Source organism: Streptomonospora wellingtoniae, assembly GCF_031845375.1.
Taxonomy (GTDB): domain Bacteria; phylum Actinomycetota; class Actinomycetes; order Streptosporangiales; family Streptosporangiaceae; genus Streptomonospora; species Streptomonospora wellingtoniae.
This window is the reverse complement of record NZ_JAVREK010000002.1, coordinates 223,067-236,318: the sequence shown is the minus strand read 5'-3', so window position 1 is coordinate 236,318 and position 13,252 is coordinate 223,067. Positions and strand designations below refer to the sequence as shown.

The following is a 13,252-nucleotide window of genomic DNA, read 5'->3' as shown; positions in this document are numbered from 1 at the left end:
AAGCTTTTCGGGGGAAACACTAGCGCGATCCACCCGGGCCCCCGATCAGGGGCATGCCTGACCAGCGTGTTGGCAGCGTGTCCGCGCGGGGGGCGCGACCACACGCGCCCGCCCCGCCCCACCGCCCGGTGGCACAGGGATTCGGGCGCTCCGGGGAGTCGGTGTGTTCACCCGGCCCGCCGACCTCGGCCGCCGGAGTGCCCGGGGTATCCGGTTCCGGCCGTCGGTAGCGGGCTAAGGCGAGAGTACCGCTGGATTTACCGGCCTCTTAACCGGGTGCCGTTTAGTGCCCGAGTCGGGTAAAGAATGGAGTACGAGCCACCATCAGAGGAGGTCCGTTGGCGGAGGAGCCGTTGGTGACCGTCGAGGCGGTCGGGCGCAAGTGCCCGATCCCCATCATCATGCTCGCCGGGCGGATCCGGGAGGTCCCGATCGGCTCGGTCATCGCCGTCACGGCCGACGACCCGGCGGCGCGCACCGACATCCCGTCCTGGTGCCGGATGAAGATGCAGGAGTTCGTCGGCGAGGTGCCGCTGCCCCGGGGCAGCGCGTTCCACATCCGGCGCATGTACTGAGCCCGCGGGACGCGCCGGGCGCGGACCGCGGCGGGCGCGTGCGGTCGTTCGGACGTCCCCGGCCCGCATCAGGCACGCGAAGCGCTGGGGCTAGCGCGCGTAGTACTCCACGACGAGCTGCTCGTCGAAGGGCACCGGAACCTGCTCGCGCTTGGGGCGGTCGACGACCGCCACGCGCAGGTCCTTGTGGCTGACCGCGAGGTAGCCGGCGGTCTTGTCGTCGGCGTGCACGCCCTCGGCGGCCTCGACGAAGGGCACCATCTGGCGGGACTTCTCCCGCACACTGATGACCTGCCCGGCCTTGACCTGGTACGACGGGATGTCGACCTTCTTGCCGTCCACGGTGATGTGTCCGTGGTTGATGTACTGGCGCGCCGCGTAGACCGACGGCGCGAGCCCGGAGCGGAGCACGACCGACACGAGCCGCGTCTCCAGCTCGGCGATCAGCTCCTCACCGGTACGCCCGGGCCGCTTCTTGGCCGTCTCGTAGGCACGGGCCAACTGCTTCTCGGAAAGGTCGTAGTACCAGCGCAGCTTCTGCTTCTCCGCTTGGCGCACCGCGTAGTCGCTGGTGGAGCGCCGAACTCGGCGGCCGTGCTCACCCGGGGGGTAGGGCCGCTTCTCGAAGTAGCTGACCGCCTTACGGGTCAGCGGGGTACCCGCGCGCCGGGACAACCGCACCTTAGGTCCGGTGTAGCGCATTCACGTCCTCCGTCTATGAGTCACTTGCGAAAGATGGGAGTCCTAGGTAAGGCTTGCCTAAGTCTAGGAGGTGTCATGCGACAGCCCAGCCCGTCCGAGACCGAACGGATCCGCTCCCTTGCCGCCACGGCGACCCCCACCGCGGCGACGTTGGCAGACAATCCCGACACGCGTTTCAGCGTGCGCGGGGCGGTCGATCACGCCGGCCGCGTCCTGCTGTGGGTCGCGGCGCGCCACCCGCTGCACGAGGCGGTGCGGGAGGAGCGGCGGACAGCCCGCGGCCCGGAGGCCGGTGTCGATCTGTCCGCGCTTCGGCGCGTGGGTCGCACCTCTACTGTACGCGCTCGGCTGTGGTGCCAGGGCAGCCTGGAGGAGGTCCCCGCCCGCGAGCGCCGCTCGGCGGCCCTCCAACCCCCGTTGATCTTGTAGCTATCGTGAAGTAGAACGATTTCCAGTGACGATAGCTACAAGATCAACGGTGCCTTCCCGGGGGACCGCGAGCGGGCCGAGACGCCCGCGATCCGCCGCCGGGAAGGCCCGGTGCACCCGCCGAGGAGCCGCTGCGCGGCGTCGGCGGCGGGTACGGCAGCACGGCCTCAGGCCAGGTGCGGCTTGATCTCGCGCGCGCTCTCCTCGCCGTAGGACTCGGTGATCTTGTCGAGCAGGCTCGCCGCGGTCAGCTCATACTCCTGCGGGCCGTTGACCGCCAGGCAGTGCACCGCGATGGCGTTGCCGACCTGGGCGGAAAGCTCCAGGGACAGGCCCCAGGACAGGCCCGCGAGGAAGCCGGCGCGGAAGGCGTCGCCCACACCGGTGGGGTCGACCTTGTCGGAGACCGCGGCGGGGCCGACCTGGATCGGCGGCTCACCGCGGCGGTCGATGCGGACGCCCTTGGCGCCCAGCGTGGTCACGCGGGTCTGGACCTTGCCGAGGATCTCGTCCTCGCTCCAGCCGGTCTTCTGCTCGCAGAGCGCCTTCTCGTACTCGTTGGTGAACAGGTAGTCGGCGCCCTCGATCAGCTCGCGCACCTGCGGGCCGTCCATGAAGGCCAGCTGCTGCGAGGGGTCGGCGGCGAACGCGAGGCCGCGTTCCCGGCACTCCTGGCTGTGGCGGGTCATGGCGCCGGGGTCGTTGGCGCTGACCAGTACGAGGTCGAAGCCGCCGGCGGAGTCGGAGAGCGGCTTCAGCTCGATGTTCTTCGCTTCGGCCATCGCGCCGGGGTAGAACGACGCGATCTGGTTGTGGTCCTTGTCCGTGGTGCAGACGAAGCGCGCCGTGTGGCGCAGCTCGGAGATGTGCACGCCGGACGTGTCCACCCCGTGGCGCTCCAGCCAGGAGCGGTACTCGTCGAAGTCGGCCCCCGCGGCGCCGACGAGGACGGGGCCCAGGCCCAGCACCCCCATGGCGAAGCTGATGTTGGGGGCGCAGCCGCCGCGCCGCACCTCGAGCTCGTCCACCAGGAACGACAGCGAGACCTGCTCAAGCTGATCGGCGATGAGTTGTTCGGAGAACCGTCCCTCGAAGGTCATCAGATGGTCGGAGGCAATCGATCCTGTAACCGCGATGCGCACTGCAGAGGGCTCCTTGGGTTGGGGAGAATGGACGGTCCTCAAGCCTACCGATGCCGGATTCACCCGCTGAAGGCGCCTGCGATCATACCGCTCCACCGCAGGTCAGAGGCGAGGCATCCGGTCCGTTTCCGGTCTGCGGAAGAGCGGTGTGCACCTGCGCCGCGAATTCCGCGCCGCAGCCGTCACTGCCGGAAAACGGAATCCGGATTGTTCCGCCACGCGCTTTCCGTTCCGCCCTGCGAAAAACGGGGAGGCGAATTCACGCCGCAGCGCGGCGGAACCGCCGTTCGGTGCGGGCGCACCGCCGCAGCGGGTTCGGCGGCGGATTCGGCGCCCTGGCGAAACGACGAGGGTCCGCGCGCCCCGGCGGGGCGCGCGGACCCTCGTCTGGTCTGCGGGCGACGCCCCCACCGCGCCGCCGCCCGTGATCGGTGCGCCGGCGGTCGGAGGCGGTCGCCTCAGTTGAAGGAGTCGCCGCAGGCGCAGGAACCCGAGGCGTTCGGGTTGTCGATCGTGAAGCCCTGCTTCTCGATGGTGTCGACGAAGTCGATGGTGGCGCCCATGAGGTAGGGGGCGCTCATCCGGTCCGTGACGACCTCGACGCCGGAGAAGTCGCGCACGACATCGCCGTCGAGCTCGCGCTCGTCGAAGAACAGCTGGTAGCGGAGCCCCGAGCAGCCTCCCGGCTGCACAGCGACACGAAGCCGCAGGTCGTCGCGCCCCTCCTGCTCCAGGAGGTTCTTGACCTTGCTCGACGCCGTCTCCGTCAGGATGATGCCCTGCGCGGGGGCCTCGCTCTGAACCGTCATCTGCTAGCTCCTCCGTAAAAGCGTGGCGGCCGCCACTGGCACTGGTCGACCCGAACTGGTCAACGCCCGCGGCCGCTGGTGCATTCCTGCCCGTGGCGGGGACGCGCAATGCTGCTGCCGTCCAGACTAGGCGCTCATACCGGCCGCCGCCATATGCGCGATCTGCGCTGGGGACTGCCGCGGGGGGACCCGGACGTGCGGGGACGCGCCGGACGGCCCGCAGCGCGGCCCCGCCGGGCCTACTCGACCGAGGATCCGCCGGCGCCGCCCGCCGCCCCGGTGCGCGCACCCGACCAGCGCCGGGCGACATCCGCGGCGAGCTTGCGCAGCTCCTCGGCGGAACGGCTCATGGCGGCAGCGGTCGAACCCGCCGACTCCACCAGCGAGTACGTCTCGGCGATGCCGGCGGCCGCGGCCTCCTGGCGGCCCACGCCCACCGCTCCGGCCAGAACCACGCAGGGCACACCCTGGTCGGCGGCCGCGCGCGCGACGCCGTGGGGGAGCTTGCCGCGCAGCGACTGGGTGTCGAAGGAGCCCTCGCCGGTGATGACGAGATCGGCGGCGGAGACGTCCTCGGCCAGGCCGACCGCGCCCAGCACGCGGGCGATCCCGGACTCCACGGTGCCGCCGACGAGCAGCATGCCGTAGCCCAGGCCGCCGGCGGCGCCCGCGCCGGGGGCGTCGCGCAGCCCGCCGGGGTCGGTGGCCTCGGCGAAGGCGGCCAGCGCGGCGTCGAGGCGCTGCACCCGGTCGTCGTCGGCGCCCTTCTGCGGGCCGAAGACGGCGCTGGCGCCGTGCAGGCCCAGCAGCGGGTTGTCGACGTCGGTGGCGGCGACGAGCGAGATCCCGCGCACCGCCTCGCGCGCGGCGTCGAGGCCGACGGCGCCCGGAAGCCGCGCCAGCGCGGTGCCGCCGCCGCTGAGCGCTTCGGCGGGTTCGGCGCCCAGCGCCGCGAGCATGCCGGCGCCGCCGTCGTTGGTGGAGCTGCCGCCCAGCCCGACGACCACGCTTCGCGCGCCGTCGGCGACCGCGCGGGCGATCAGCTCGCCCACGCCGCGGCTGGTGGTGCGGCCGGGGTCGCGCCGGTCCTCGGGGACCAGGTGCAGACCGCAGGCCTGAGCGCTCTCGATGTAGGCCGTGGCACCCGACATCAGGTAGCGGGCGGGAACGGGATCGCCGAGCGGACCGGTGACCCGGGCCTCGTGCAGTGTGCCTCCGAGGGCCTTGTGCAGGACCTCGACGAACCCGGGGCCGCCGTCGGACAGCGGCAGCAGCCGGGTCTGCACGCCCGGGTCGGCCGAGCGCCACCCCTCGGCGACGGCTTCGGCGGCCTCGACGGCACTGAGGGTGCCGGCGAACTTGTCTGGGGCTATGACGATGCGCACCCCACCAGTGTGCCGTGCGCCTCATCGCGACCGCCGCCCGGGCCGCCCGGTTGCGGACGGGCGGACGGCGGCGGTGCGGACACCCGCCGCCGCTCAGACGGCGGTCACCGGAAATGTAGTCTGGGGATTCAGAGTCCGTCGACGTCCGCGAGGAACGCCCGCCATTCCGCTACGGGAAATGAAAGGTGACCGCAATCGCGGTTCTGAGTGTCGCGCACGTCGACGGATTCCACAGTCTCCCGGGCCTCGACGCAGTGACTTCCGCTGTCCGAATACGACGACTTGTGGAACCCGTCTGCAGACCACATCACTGGGCCAACATCCCTTCGAGCAACGTCACAGTGTGCGTTTCCGGGAGAGCGCGGGTCAGGGCGTCCCGGATGAACCCGTCAATCCTCGCAGCGTGCGACGCGGTGTCGTACACGAGGTTGCCGTTGCCGTGGTCGCTTGCGGCGACCACGGCGCCGTCACCCAACCGGTAGACGTGAACCGCCGAGGTCACCGACAGCAGTAGCGTCCCGTTCGGCACGATGTGGATGGACGTCCGTTCTCGCTGAGCGAGCTCCAGCAGCGCCTTGGCCTGCTCGATCCGAACGTGTTCGGGAGCCCAGCCCAGCGCGAACTCGGGGAAGACCGCCGTGACGAACGGGTCGCTGGTGCGCGTCAGCCGTTCGTACCGCTCCACGCGTGCGCGTGCGAGTTTGTCCAGCTCTTGGGCGCTTGCCGTCGGTCGCCCCGCGCGAAAGACCTCACGGGCGAACGCATAGCTCTGCACGAGCCCCGGGACCGTCGACAGGGTGAAGGTGTCGATGGACAGCGCCCTGTCCTCAAGCGAGCCGACTGCGCGCATCCACGGGGGCAGCTGAGAGCCCGAGGCCTCGGTTTCCCACGTTCTCACCAGGCGCCCGCCGGCGCTCAGGGTTTCGTCCAACCGTTCGACGTCGGCGCGCTTGGGGGTGATGGTCCCCGATTCCCATCGGGACAGCGAGGAAGCGGAGCCGCCGATCCGCGTGGCCAGCTGCCGCTGTGTGAGCCCGGAAAGTTCACGTAGTTTTGCGAGGTTCGCGCCGAATCCCGTTTCATTCACGCGCTGATCCTATGCACCGATGTGCAACTTGAACCATCCCCGTGCGGGAACATTCCTCTCACTATGAAACGGCGCCGATCAGGTGGACCGTTTCCCCATGGGAGAGCTTGAAATCATTGACCAACTCACAACCGAAGCACGGAAACGCGGTATAGCGCTCAAGCGCTGTCGCGGCTACAGCGTCTCGATCGCCGGGACCACGGTGACCGCCACGGACAATCTGGCGTCCTTCCCCACGTCGACCGGCGCGACGCGGCACATCGCGGTGCTGGACCACATGGGGGCGGCGAAGGTGGTCGACCTGGTGGTCGCCGACGCCGACCCGGCCGCCGTGTTCGCTCACAAGCGGCGGGCGCGCACGTGAGCGCCGCTCCGCGGCTCCGCCCGGCGCGGGTGCGCCCGTACGTGCGGCGCCGCCACCCCGGTCCGCCCGCTTCCGACCGTGGGCCCTCCTCCCGGCCGGCCGGCGGCGGGCTACAGGCCGGGGGCTCCGTAGACGGGGAACCAGCGGGCCTTGTCCCGCTCGACGACGAGGTCGTCGCCCACGGCCGCCTCCACCTGCAGTTCCAGGGCGTTGTCGCGACGCTGGCCGGGCAAGGGCGCGAACGGGTAGAAGGTGCCCCGCTTGTACAGGTAGACCAGCGCCACCCGGCGATCGGCCTCGTCGGCGAAGGCCACCAGTGAGCACAGCAGGGAGGGGCCGTACCCGTGGGCCTCCAGCGAGGAGTTCACGGCGTGGATGTCGGTGACCAGCCCGCTGATGCCGCCGGTCGAGGGATCGGCGGGCTGGGCGGGCGCCTCCATCACCAGCCAGGTGTAGCCGTACTCGTCGGCCGTGGCCTCGACGCGGGGACCGGTGTCGGTGTTGAGGAGGTCGGTGACGCTCTGCTGCAGCTCGCTGAAGGCCTGCCCCTCTGCGGGGCGGAAGGCGACCGAGCCGGTGCCGGTGGGCCGCAGTCCGGCGGTCGCCTGCAGCGTGATGGCGGCCGAGGGCAGACCGAACAGGGCGTCGAGGTCGGGTTCAGCGGGTTTGGAACGGCCCAGTAGGGCGCGCAGGAAACTCATGGTGAAGGTCCTCCCCGTGTTCGGCTGTGGATGCGGTGCTCCTGCCGTGCCCGCTACCCGGATGCGGGCGCGCGGCGCCGCGCGCTCAGGCTCCGGTCCCCAACTGCCGGGAGATGTCGGAGAGCTGGGACAGGCGCTGCTCGATCGGCGGGTGGGTGGAGAAGAGCTGGCTGAGGCTGAACCCCTTCTTGGAGACCGCGGGGGTGAAGAAGAAGGCGTTGAACGGCTCGGCCCGTCGCAGGTCGTTGGTGGGAATGCGCGCCATGTCCCCGTTGATCTTGGTCAGTGCACTGCCCAGGGACGAGGGGCGTCCGGTCAGGTAGGCGGCGGCGCGGTCGGCGGAGAGCTCGCGGTAGCGCGAGAGGACCCGTGTCAGCAGGAAGCTCAAGACCCACACGACGGCGCTGACCAGCACCACCAGCAGGGCGACGACCGCCGGCGCGGGCCCGTTGTTGCTGCTGCGGGCGCCCCCGCTGAACAGGGCGAAGCGCAGGCCCATCTGCGTGAGGAACCCGGCGATGATGCCCAGGAAGCCGGCGATGGTCATGACCATCACGTCGCGGTGGGCGACGTGGCTCAGCTCGTGCGCGAGGACGGCCTCCAGCTCGGCGGTGTCCAGGCGGCGCATGATGCCGGTCGTCGCGCAGACGACCGCGTTCTTCGCGTTGTGGCCGGTCGCGAAGGCGTTGGGGACGTCGGTACGCGCGATCGCGACCTTGGGCTTGGGCATGTCGGCCATCGCGCACAGCCGGTCGACGACGGCGTGCAGCTCGGGGGCCTCGGCCGGGGACACCTCGCGGGCGCCCATGGAGAACACGGCGATCTTGTCGGAGGCGAAGTACTGGAAGGCGGCGAAGCCGAGCACCACCAGTACGAGCAGCCACAGCGGCATGCCCACCAGGTACAGCGCGATGACGAACGCCACGTAGAGGATGCCCAGCAGGGACATGGTGGTGACCATGCGGGCGGTCAGCCCGCGGTCGGGTGTGAACTTCGAACCAGCCACGGCGGCGCTCCTCGGTCCGCTTGCACGGTTCGGTCCCGGCGGCGGCCGGGTCCGCCGGCCGGAGGCGCGCCGCGGATCGACGGCCCTGCTCATCCGACCGGACACCTGCAGTCTAGTCAGCGGCGGTGGCGTGTCCGCGGGTGCCGCAGCGGGCGCGCCGGGCGGGGCGGCCCCGGTGCGGGGAGCCGTCGGGGACCCGCGGGCGCGGCCCGGAGAACGCCGATGGCCGCCGCGCGGGGCGCGGCGGCCATCGCGGGCAGCCGACCGGGAGGCGTGCCGGGAACGGCGCTCCCGGAGTCAGGACACGTCGGGGATGAGTCCTTCGTCACCGAGCATGGCGCGGACCTCCTCCATGCTGGCGTCCGCGTGGGGAAGAATGAGCTGCGACGGCTCCAGGGAGTCCGGCGGAAGCGGCTTGCCGTCCTCGCGGACCCGCTCCAGCAGGTCGTGCAGGGCCTGGCGGAAGGTGTCCTCGCTGTCGGATTCGAGCGCCTCCTCAAGGGTGCGGTCGAAGCGGTTGAGCAGGTCCTTGTCGGCGTCGGTGAGGTCGAGCTGCCCCTCACCCATGATCCGGACGATCATGCTCCCTCCCCCTGGCGGTAGGGCTGGGTCTGCCCGCCGTTGGCGCTGCTGCCGTTGGTGCCGGCGCCGTTGGCCGTGCTGCCTCCCGCGGCGCCCGTGCCGCCCGAGGAGGCGGTGCCGCCCTCCTCGATCTGGGGCGCGGGGGCGGCCCCGCCGCTGATCTCCTGCTTCATCCGCTCCAGTTCCAGTTCGACACCGCTGGAGCTGGCCATCCGGTCGAGCTCGGACTGGATGTCGTCCTGGGAGGAGCCGCTGACGTCGTCGAGAGCGCCCGATTCGAGGAGCTCGTCGACCGCGCCGGCGCGGGCCTGCATCTCGGCGGTCTTGTCCTCGGCGCGCTGCACCGCCATGCCGACGTCGCCCATCTCCTCGGAGATGCCCGAGAACGCCTCGCTGATCTGGGTCTGGGCCTGGGCCGCGGTGTAGGTGGCCTTGATGGTCTCCTTGCGGGTGCGGAAGGAGTCGACCTTGGCCTGCAGGCGCTGGGCGGCGAGAGTGAGCTTCTGCTCCTCGCCCTGCAGCTGCTCGTGCTGCTGGCGGAGGCCGTCGATCTGGGACTGCAGGCCGGACCGGCGGGTCAGAGCTTCGCGCGCGAGGTCCTCGCGGCTCTGCTCCAGCGCCTTGCGGCTCTGCGTCTCAAGCTTTCCCGACTGCTGCTCCAGCTGCTGCACCTGCAGCTCGACCCGCTTGCGGGAGGTCGCGACGTCTGCCACGCCGCGCCGGACCTTCTGCAGCAGTTCGAGCTGCTTCTGGTAGGAGTAGTCGAGGGTTTCGCGCGGGTCCTCGACGGAGTCCATAGCCCGGTTGGCCTTGGACTTGAAGATCATGGAAAGTCGCTGAAACACGCTCATCGGCGTGGCCGTCCCCTTCTCGGTCCGTGTATCGGCTGTTCCCGGCGGGCGCTGCATCCAACCCTACGCTCTCGGGCGGAGGGTCGCCATGAAGCTCGGACCGGCTACCCTGGTAGACGTGTTCCGACGTCGCTCCGTTCCCGCATCCGAAGATCCGGCCGCGTCCGGCCCTGCCACTGCTGAGGCCACCCAACCTAAGGGATATACCCCCAAGAAGGGCGCGCCAACGCCTAAGCGCCGCGAATCCGCACCCGCGCTGCACCGGCCGGTGAACGCCCCCCAGACCCGCAAGGAGGCCTACCGCGCCTGGCGCCAGCGCCAAGCGCGCGACGTCCCCCGCGTCAAGCGCGCGAAGGGTGCACCGCCCGGCGAGGAGCGCCACTACCGCCCGCAGGACCTCGGCCCGGTGCGCGCCTACGCGCGCGACGTCGTCGACTCCCGGCGCAGCATCAGCGAGTTCTTCCTGTACTTCTCGCTCGCCATCATCGTGCTGCTGTTCCTGCCGCTTCCCGAGTTCCAGGTCGTGGTGACCTACGTGGTGTGGCCGGCCATGATGGTCACGATCGTCGTCGAGGGCATCTTCGTCGCCAACCGCGTCAAGCGCCAGGCGCGCGAACTGTTCCCCGACGACGGCTCGGTGCGCGGCGCCGGCTGGTACGCGGCGGTGCGCCAGCTCCAGGTGCGGCGGCTGCGCCTGCCCAAGCCCCGGGTCAAGCCCGGCGAGCCCGTTCCCGCCCCCAGGCGCTGACCGGCCGCGGCCACCGGCGCGCCCACCCTTCCGACGGACCGCGCCGCCGCACCGGCGTAAGGTGCTCGGCATGGAATTCCGGCATCTTGGCAACAGCGGTCTGGTCATCAGCGAGATCGCCTACGGGAACTGGATCACCCACGGTTCCCAGATCGAGGAGGAAGCGGCCACCGCGTGCGTGCGCGCGGCGCTGGACGAGGGCGTCACGACCTTCGACACCGCCGACGTCTACGCGCAGGGGCGCGCCGAAGAGGTCCTGGGCCGGGCGCTGAAGGGCGAGCGCCGCGACGGCCTGGAGATCCTCTCGAAGGTCTATTGGCCCACGGGCCCGGGCAAGAACGATCGCGGCCTGTCGCGCAAGCACATCGTGCGCAGCTGCGAGGACTCGCTCCGCCGGCTGGGCACCGACTACCTGGACCTCTACCAGGCGCACCGCTTCGACTACGAGACCCCGCTGGAGGAGACCCTGCGGGCCTTCGACGACCTGGTGCGCCAGGGCAAGGTCTGCTACATCGGGGTCTCGGAGTGGCGGGCCGAGGAGATCGAGCGGGCGCTCGCTCTCGCCAACGAGATGGGACTGGACCGGATCGTCTCCAACCAGCCGCAGTACAGCATGCTGCACCGGGTCATCGAGCCCGAGGTCGTTCCGGCCAGCCGGCGCGGCGGTGTCGGGCAGATCGTGTTCTCCCCCATCGCCCAGGGCGTGCTCACCGGCAAGTACAAGCCGGGCCAGGAGGCGCCGGCCGGCTCGCGCGCGACCGACGAGACCGGGGGGCGCTTCATCAGCCGGGTGCTGAAGGACGATGTGCTGGAACGCGTCCAGCGCCTGGTGCCCCTCGCGGAGGAGGCCGGGCTGACCATGGCCCAGCTGGCGGTGGCCTGGGTGCTGCAGAACGACAACGTCTCGGCGGCGATCATCGGCGCTTCGCGGCCCGAGCAGGTGGGCGACAACGTCGCGGCCGCGGGCGTGCGGCTCGACGAGGGCCTGATGGCCCGCATCGACGAGGCCCTCGGCGACGCCGTCCAGCGCGACCCCGCCCTCACGGTCAGCCCGCCCCAGCGCCCCTGACCGAGCCGGCCCCCTCCGGTCCGGGCCGACGGGCGCGGACCGGAGGGACCCGGCCGCCGAATCCCGTCGATCTTGTAGCTGTCGTGAAGGAAATCGATTGCCATTTGCGATGGCTACAAGATCGGCGGTGGTGTGCCGGCGTCTGGCGGTGGCCGCCTGCTCAGGCGGGGTCGTCCAGGCTCATCGTGTACACCGGGTGCTCGTCCTCCAGCAGCGTGACCCGCGAGGCGCCCCCCTCGACCAGGTCGCGCCAGGTCTCGCCCAGCCAGCTCTCGGCGTCGCCGCGCGAGGAGAACAGCTCGCTCGGCAGGGCGCCGTCCTCCAGGTTCTTGCCGTACTCGGTCTCGTAGCGCCAGGTCCAGGCCATAGGCCGCCCTTTCTCACGTCCGACTCGCGCTGCCGGCGCCCGTACCGGCGCCGGAGACGCTTCCGAGCATAGGCTGTGCCCGCGGAGCGCGACCGCTCCCTGCGCGCAGCGCGGCAGTGCGCCCCGCCGCGCCGAGGCTCGCCCCGCCGTCCCCGCCCCCGATGCAATTGACTGGCCAACGTGCGAATCCGACTTTCCGGTACTTCCGGCCCCGAAGGGTGGCCTGCACCCCACTGCCGCTGCGCCTCGTGCAACCGCGCCGCGGAGAACCGCCGCGTCCCCCTGCGAGTCACCGTCGACGACGCGCTGACACTGCGCGAACCCGGTGCGGGCCCGGTCTCGGCTCCCCCGTCCGGATACGCGGTCGAGCTCACGCCTTACGGCACGCGCGTCGAGGGCCCCGGCGGCGAGCGCCTGCTGCTTGCCAGCCCTGCAGCGCCGCCCGACGCTCCCGCACCGCCGCGCCCCGGCCCGCAGGACACCGGGGGCTGGACGGCCGAGGCCGCCTCCGCGCCCGGCATCCCCGCCCACCAGGTCGACGTGGCGATCGTGGACGTCGGGGAGTCTCCCGCCGCCATCGGCGCGCTCCGGCGGGCGGGGGTCGTGGCCACGACCACGGCGGTCCTCGCGGTGGGCGGCGACCACCGCGTGCACTCGCCCGCAGAGTTCGACCGCCGCGCACGCCTGTGGGGCGCTTCGGCACCGTTCGACGGCCAGGAGCTGTGGTGCCCGCCGTCGGCCTGGCCGCCTGAGCGCGCCCACGGGCCGCACCGGGTGCTGGTCACCGGGGGTGCCCGGTCGGGGAAGTCGGCCGAGGCCGAGACGCGCCTTCTGGGCGAGCCCGAGGTCACCTACCTGGCCACGGGACCCCGGCCGACCGGCGCCGGGCAGGACGAAGGCGACGAGGGGGACCGGGCGTGGGCGCGCCGCGTAGCGCTGCACCGGGCGCGACGGCCCTCGTGGTGGCAGACCCAGGAGTGCGCGGACGCGCCCGCCGTACTGCGCGACGCCCGGGGGGCCGTGCTGTTCGACTGCGTGGGCACCTGGCTGGCCGGCGCGATGGAGTCCTGCGGGCTGTGGCAGGAGCTGCCGCCCCCGGGCGCCGAGGACGAACTCGCCGCACGCGTCGACGCGCTGGTGGAAGCATGGCGCCGCTGCCCCGCCTACCTGGTCGCGGTGACCAACGAGGTGGGCTCGGGCGTGGTGCCGGCGACGGCGAGCGGCGGGCTGTTCCGCGACTGGCTGGGCCGGGTCAACCAGCTCCTGGCGGCGGAGTCGGAGGAGGTCGTGCTCGCTGCGGCGGGGCGCGTCGTCGAGCTGCGCTAGCTCGACCGACGCGGAGGCCGGCGGCAGACCCCGCTGACACGCGTCGAGAGCGTACACGGCCACGCAAGCTTTCGGTCACCGATCCGGGTGCGATGTCCCGCCACCGGCC

The 13,252-nt window shown here is 71.6% G+C and carries 17 protein-coding genes; 6 read left to right on the top strand and 11 right to left on the bottom strand.

Annotated features, from left to right (window positions below; all coding sequences use genetic code 11):
• The first annotated feature begins 338 nt into the window (after positions 1-338).
• Positions 339-575 (top strand): sulfurtransferase TusA family protein, encoded by a 237-nt coding sequence (locus tag RM446_RS02840; RefSeq protein WP_311543471.1) that lies wholly within the window; start codon positions 339-341, stop codon positions 573-575.
• A 90-nt stretch (positions 576-665) separates the two neighbouring features.
• Here RM446_RS02840 and rpsD read toward each other — a convergent pair whose 3' ends face one another.
• Entirely contained in the window at positions 666-1,277 is a 612-nt protein-coding gene (rpsD, locus tag RM446_RS02835) for a 30S ribosomal protein S4 (RefSeq protein WP_311543470.1), read from the bottom strand.
• 75 nt (positions 1,278-1,352) lie between these two features.
• Here rpsD and RM446_RS02830 point away from each other — a divergent pair, with 75 nt between their 5' ends.
• On the top strand, positions 1,353-1,706 hold the full coding sequence (locus RM446_RS02830) for a hypothetical protein (protein ID WP_311543469.1): 354 nt from the start codon (positions 1,353-1,355) through the stop codon (positions 1,704-1,706).
• A 167-nt stretch (positions 1,707-1,873) separates the two neighbouring features.
• On the opposite strand, the gene RM446_RS02825 is transcribed toward RM446_RS02830, so the two are convergent.
• The 5 genes from RM446_RS02825 to RM446_RS02805 all read right to left on the bottom strand — a co-directional run bounded on the left by RM446_RS02825 (position 1,874) and on the right by RM446_RS02805 (position 6,129).
• Positions 1,874-2,848: a carbohydrate kinase family protein gene (locus tag RM446_RS02825; protein ID WP_311543468.1), complete on the bottom strand. Its 975-nt coding sequence runs from the start codon at positions 2,846-2,848 to the stop codon at positions 1,874-1,876.
• 458 nt (positions 2,849-3,306) lie between these two features.
• Positions 3,307-3,657: a HesB/IscA family protein gene (locus RM446_RS02820; RefSeq protein ID WP_311543467.1), complete on the bottom strand. Its 351-nt coding sequence runs from the start codon at positions 3,655-3,657 to the stop codon at positions 3,307-3,309.
• A 239-nt stretch (positions 3,658-3,896) separates the two neighbouring features.
• Complete coding sequence (locus RM446_RS02815) at positions 3,897-5,042, bottom strand: glycerate kinase family protein (protein ID WP_311543466.1); 1,146 nt, start codon at positions 5,040-5,042, stop codon at positions 3,897-3,899.
• 128 nt (positions 5,043-5,170) lie between these two features.
• Complete coding sequence (locus RM446_RS02810) at positions 5,171-5,350, bottom strand: DUF397 domain-containing protein (protein WP_311543614.1); 180 nt, start codon at positions 5,348-5,350, stop codon at positions 5,171-5,173.
• Positions 5,350-6,129: a helix-turn-helix domain-containing protein gene (locus RM446_RS02805; protein WP_311543465.1), complete on the bottom strand. Its 780-nt coding sequence runs from the start codon at positions 6,127-6,129 to the stop codon at positions 5,350-5,352. Before RM446_RS02805 ends, RM446_RS02810 begins: the two co-directional genes overlap by 1 nt.
• A 97-nt stretch (positions 6,130-6,226) precedes the next feature.
• Here RM446_RS02805 and RM446_RS02800 point away from each other — a divergent pair, with 97 nt between their 5' ends.
• Positions 6,227-6,493, top strand: coding sequence for a hypothetical protein (locus RM446_RS02800; RefSeq protein ID WP_311543464.1), 267 nt, complete (start codon positions 6,227-6,229; stop codon positions 6,491-6,493).
• Between the two features lie 110 nt (positions 6,494-6,603).
• On the opposite strand, the gene pspAB is transcribed toward RM446_RS02800, so the two are convergent.
• From pspAB to RM446_RS02780, 4 genes are all read right to left on the bottom strand, one after another.
• On the bottom strand, positions 6,604-7,194 hold the full coding sequence (pspAB, locus tag RM446_RS02795; RefSeq protein ID WP_311543463.1) for a PspA-associated protein PspAB: 591 nt from the start codon (positions 7,192-7,194) through the stop codon (positions 6,604-6,606).
• A gap of 85 nt (positions 7,195-7,279) precedes the next feature.
• Positions 7,280-8,200 carry a zinc metalloprotease HtpX gene (htpX, locus tag RM446_RS02790; RefSeq protein ID WP_311543462.1) on the bottom strand — a complete coding sequence of 307 codons (921 nt, stop codon included), beginning with the start codon at positions 8,198-8,200 and terminating at the stop codon, positions 7,280-7,282.
• A 297-nt stretch (positions 8,201-8,497) separates the two neighbouring features.
• The gene (gene pspAA / locus RM446_RS02785) at positions 8,498-8,782 is read right to left on the bottom strand and encodes a PspA-associated protein PspAA (RefSeq protein ID WP_311543461.1); all 285 of its coding nucleotides are present in this window, start codon (positions 8,780-8,782) and stop codon (positions 8,498-8,500) included.
• Entirely contained in the window at positions 8,779-9,633 is an 855-nt protein-coding gene (locus RM446_RS02780; protein ID WP_311543460.1) for a PspA/IM30 family protein, read from the bottom strand. Before RM446_RS02780 ends, pspAA begins: the two co-directional genes overlap by 4 nt.
• A 268-nt stretch (positions 9,634-9,901) precedes the next feature.
• On the opposite strand from RM446_RS02780, the gene RM446_RS02775 reads away from it, so the two are divergent.
• Positions 9,902-10,381, top strand: a complete 480-nt coding sequence (locus tag RM446_RS02775) for a DUF3043 domain-containing protein (protein ID WP_311543459.1) — start codon at positions 9,902-9,904, stop codon at positions 10,379-10,381.
• Between the two features lie 70 nt (positions 10,382-10,451).
• The gene (locus RM446_RS02770) at positions 10,452-11,450 is read left to right on the top strand and encodes an aldo/keto reductase family protein (RefSeq protein ID WP_311543458.1); all 999 of its coding nucleotides are present in this window, start codon (positions 10,452-10,454) and stop codon (positions 11,448-11,450) included.
• Between the two features lie 160 nt (positions 11,451-11,610).
• Here the strand turns inward: RM446_RS02770 and RM446_RS02765 are convergent, their stop codons facing one another.
• Positions 11,611-11,817: a hypothetical protein gene (locus tag RM446_RS02765; protein WP_311543457.1), complete on the bottom strand. Its 207-nt coding sequence runs from the start codon at positions 11,815-11,817 to the stop codon at positions 11,611-11,613.
• A 282-nt stretch (positions 11,818-12,099) separates the two neighbouring features.
• Between RM446_RS02765 and RM446_RS02760 the strand changes: the two genes are divergently transcribed.
• The gene (locus RM446_RS02760) at positions 12,100-13,143 is read left to right on the top strand and encodes a bifunctional adenosylcobinamide kinase/adenosylcobinamide-phosphate guanylyltransferase (protein WP_398694375.1); all 1,044 of its coding nucleotides are present in this window, start codon (positions 12,100-12,102) and stop codon (positions 13,141-13,143) included.
• Positions 13,144-13,252 lie beyond the last annotated feature (109 nt).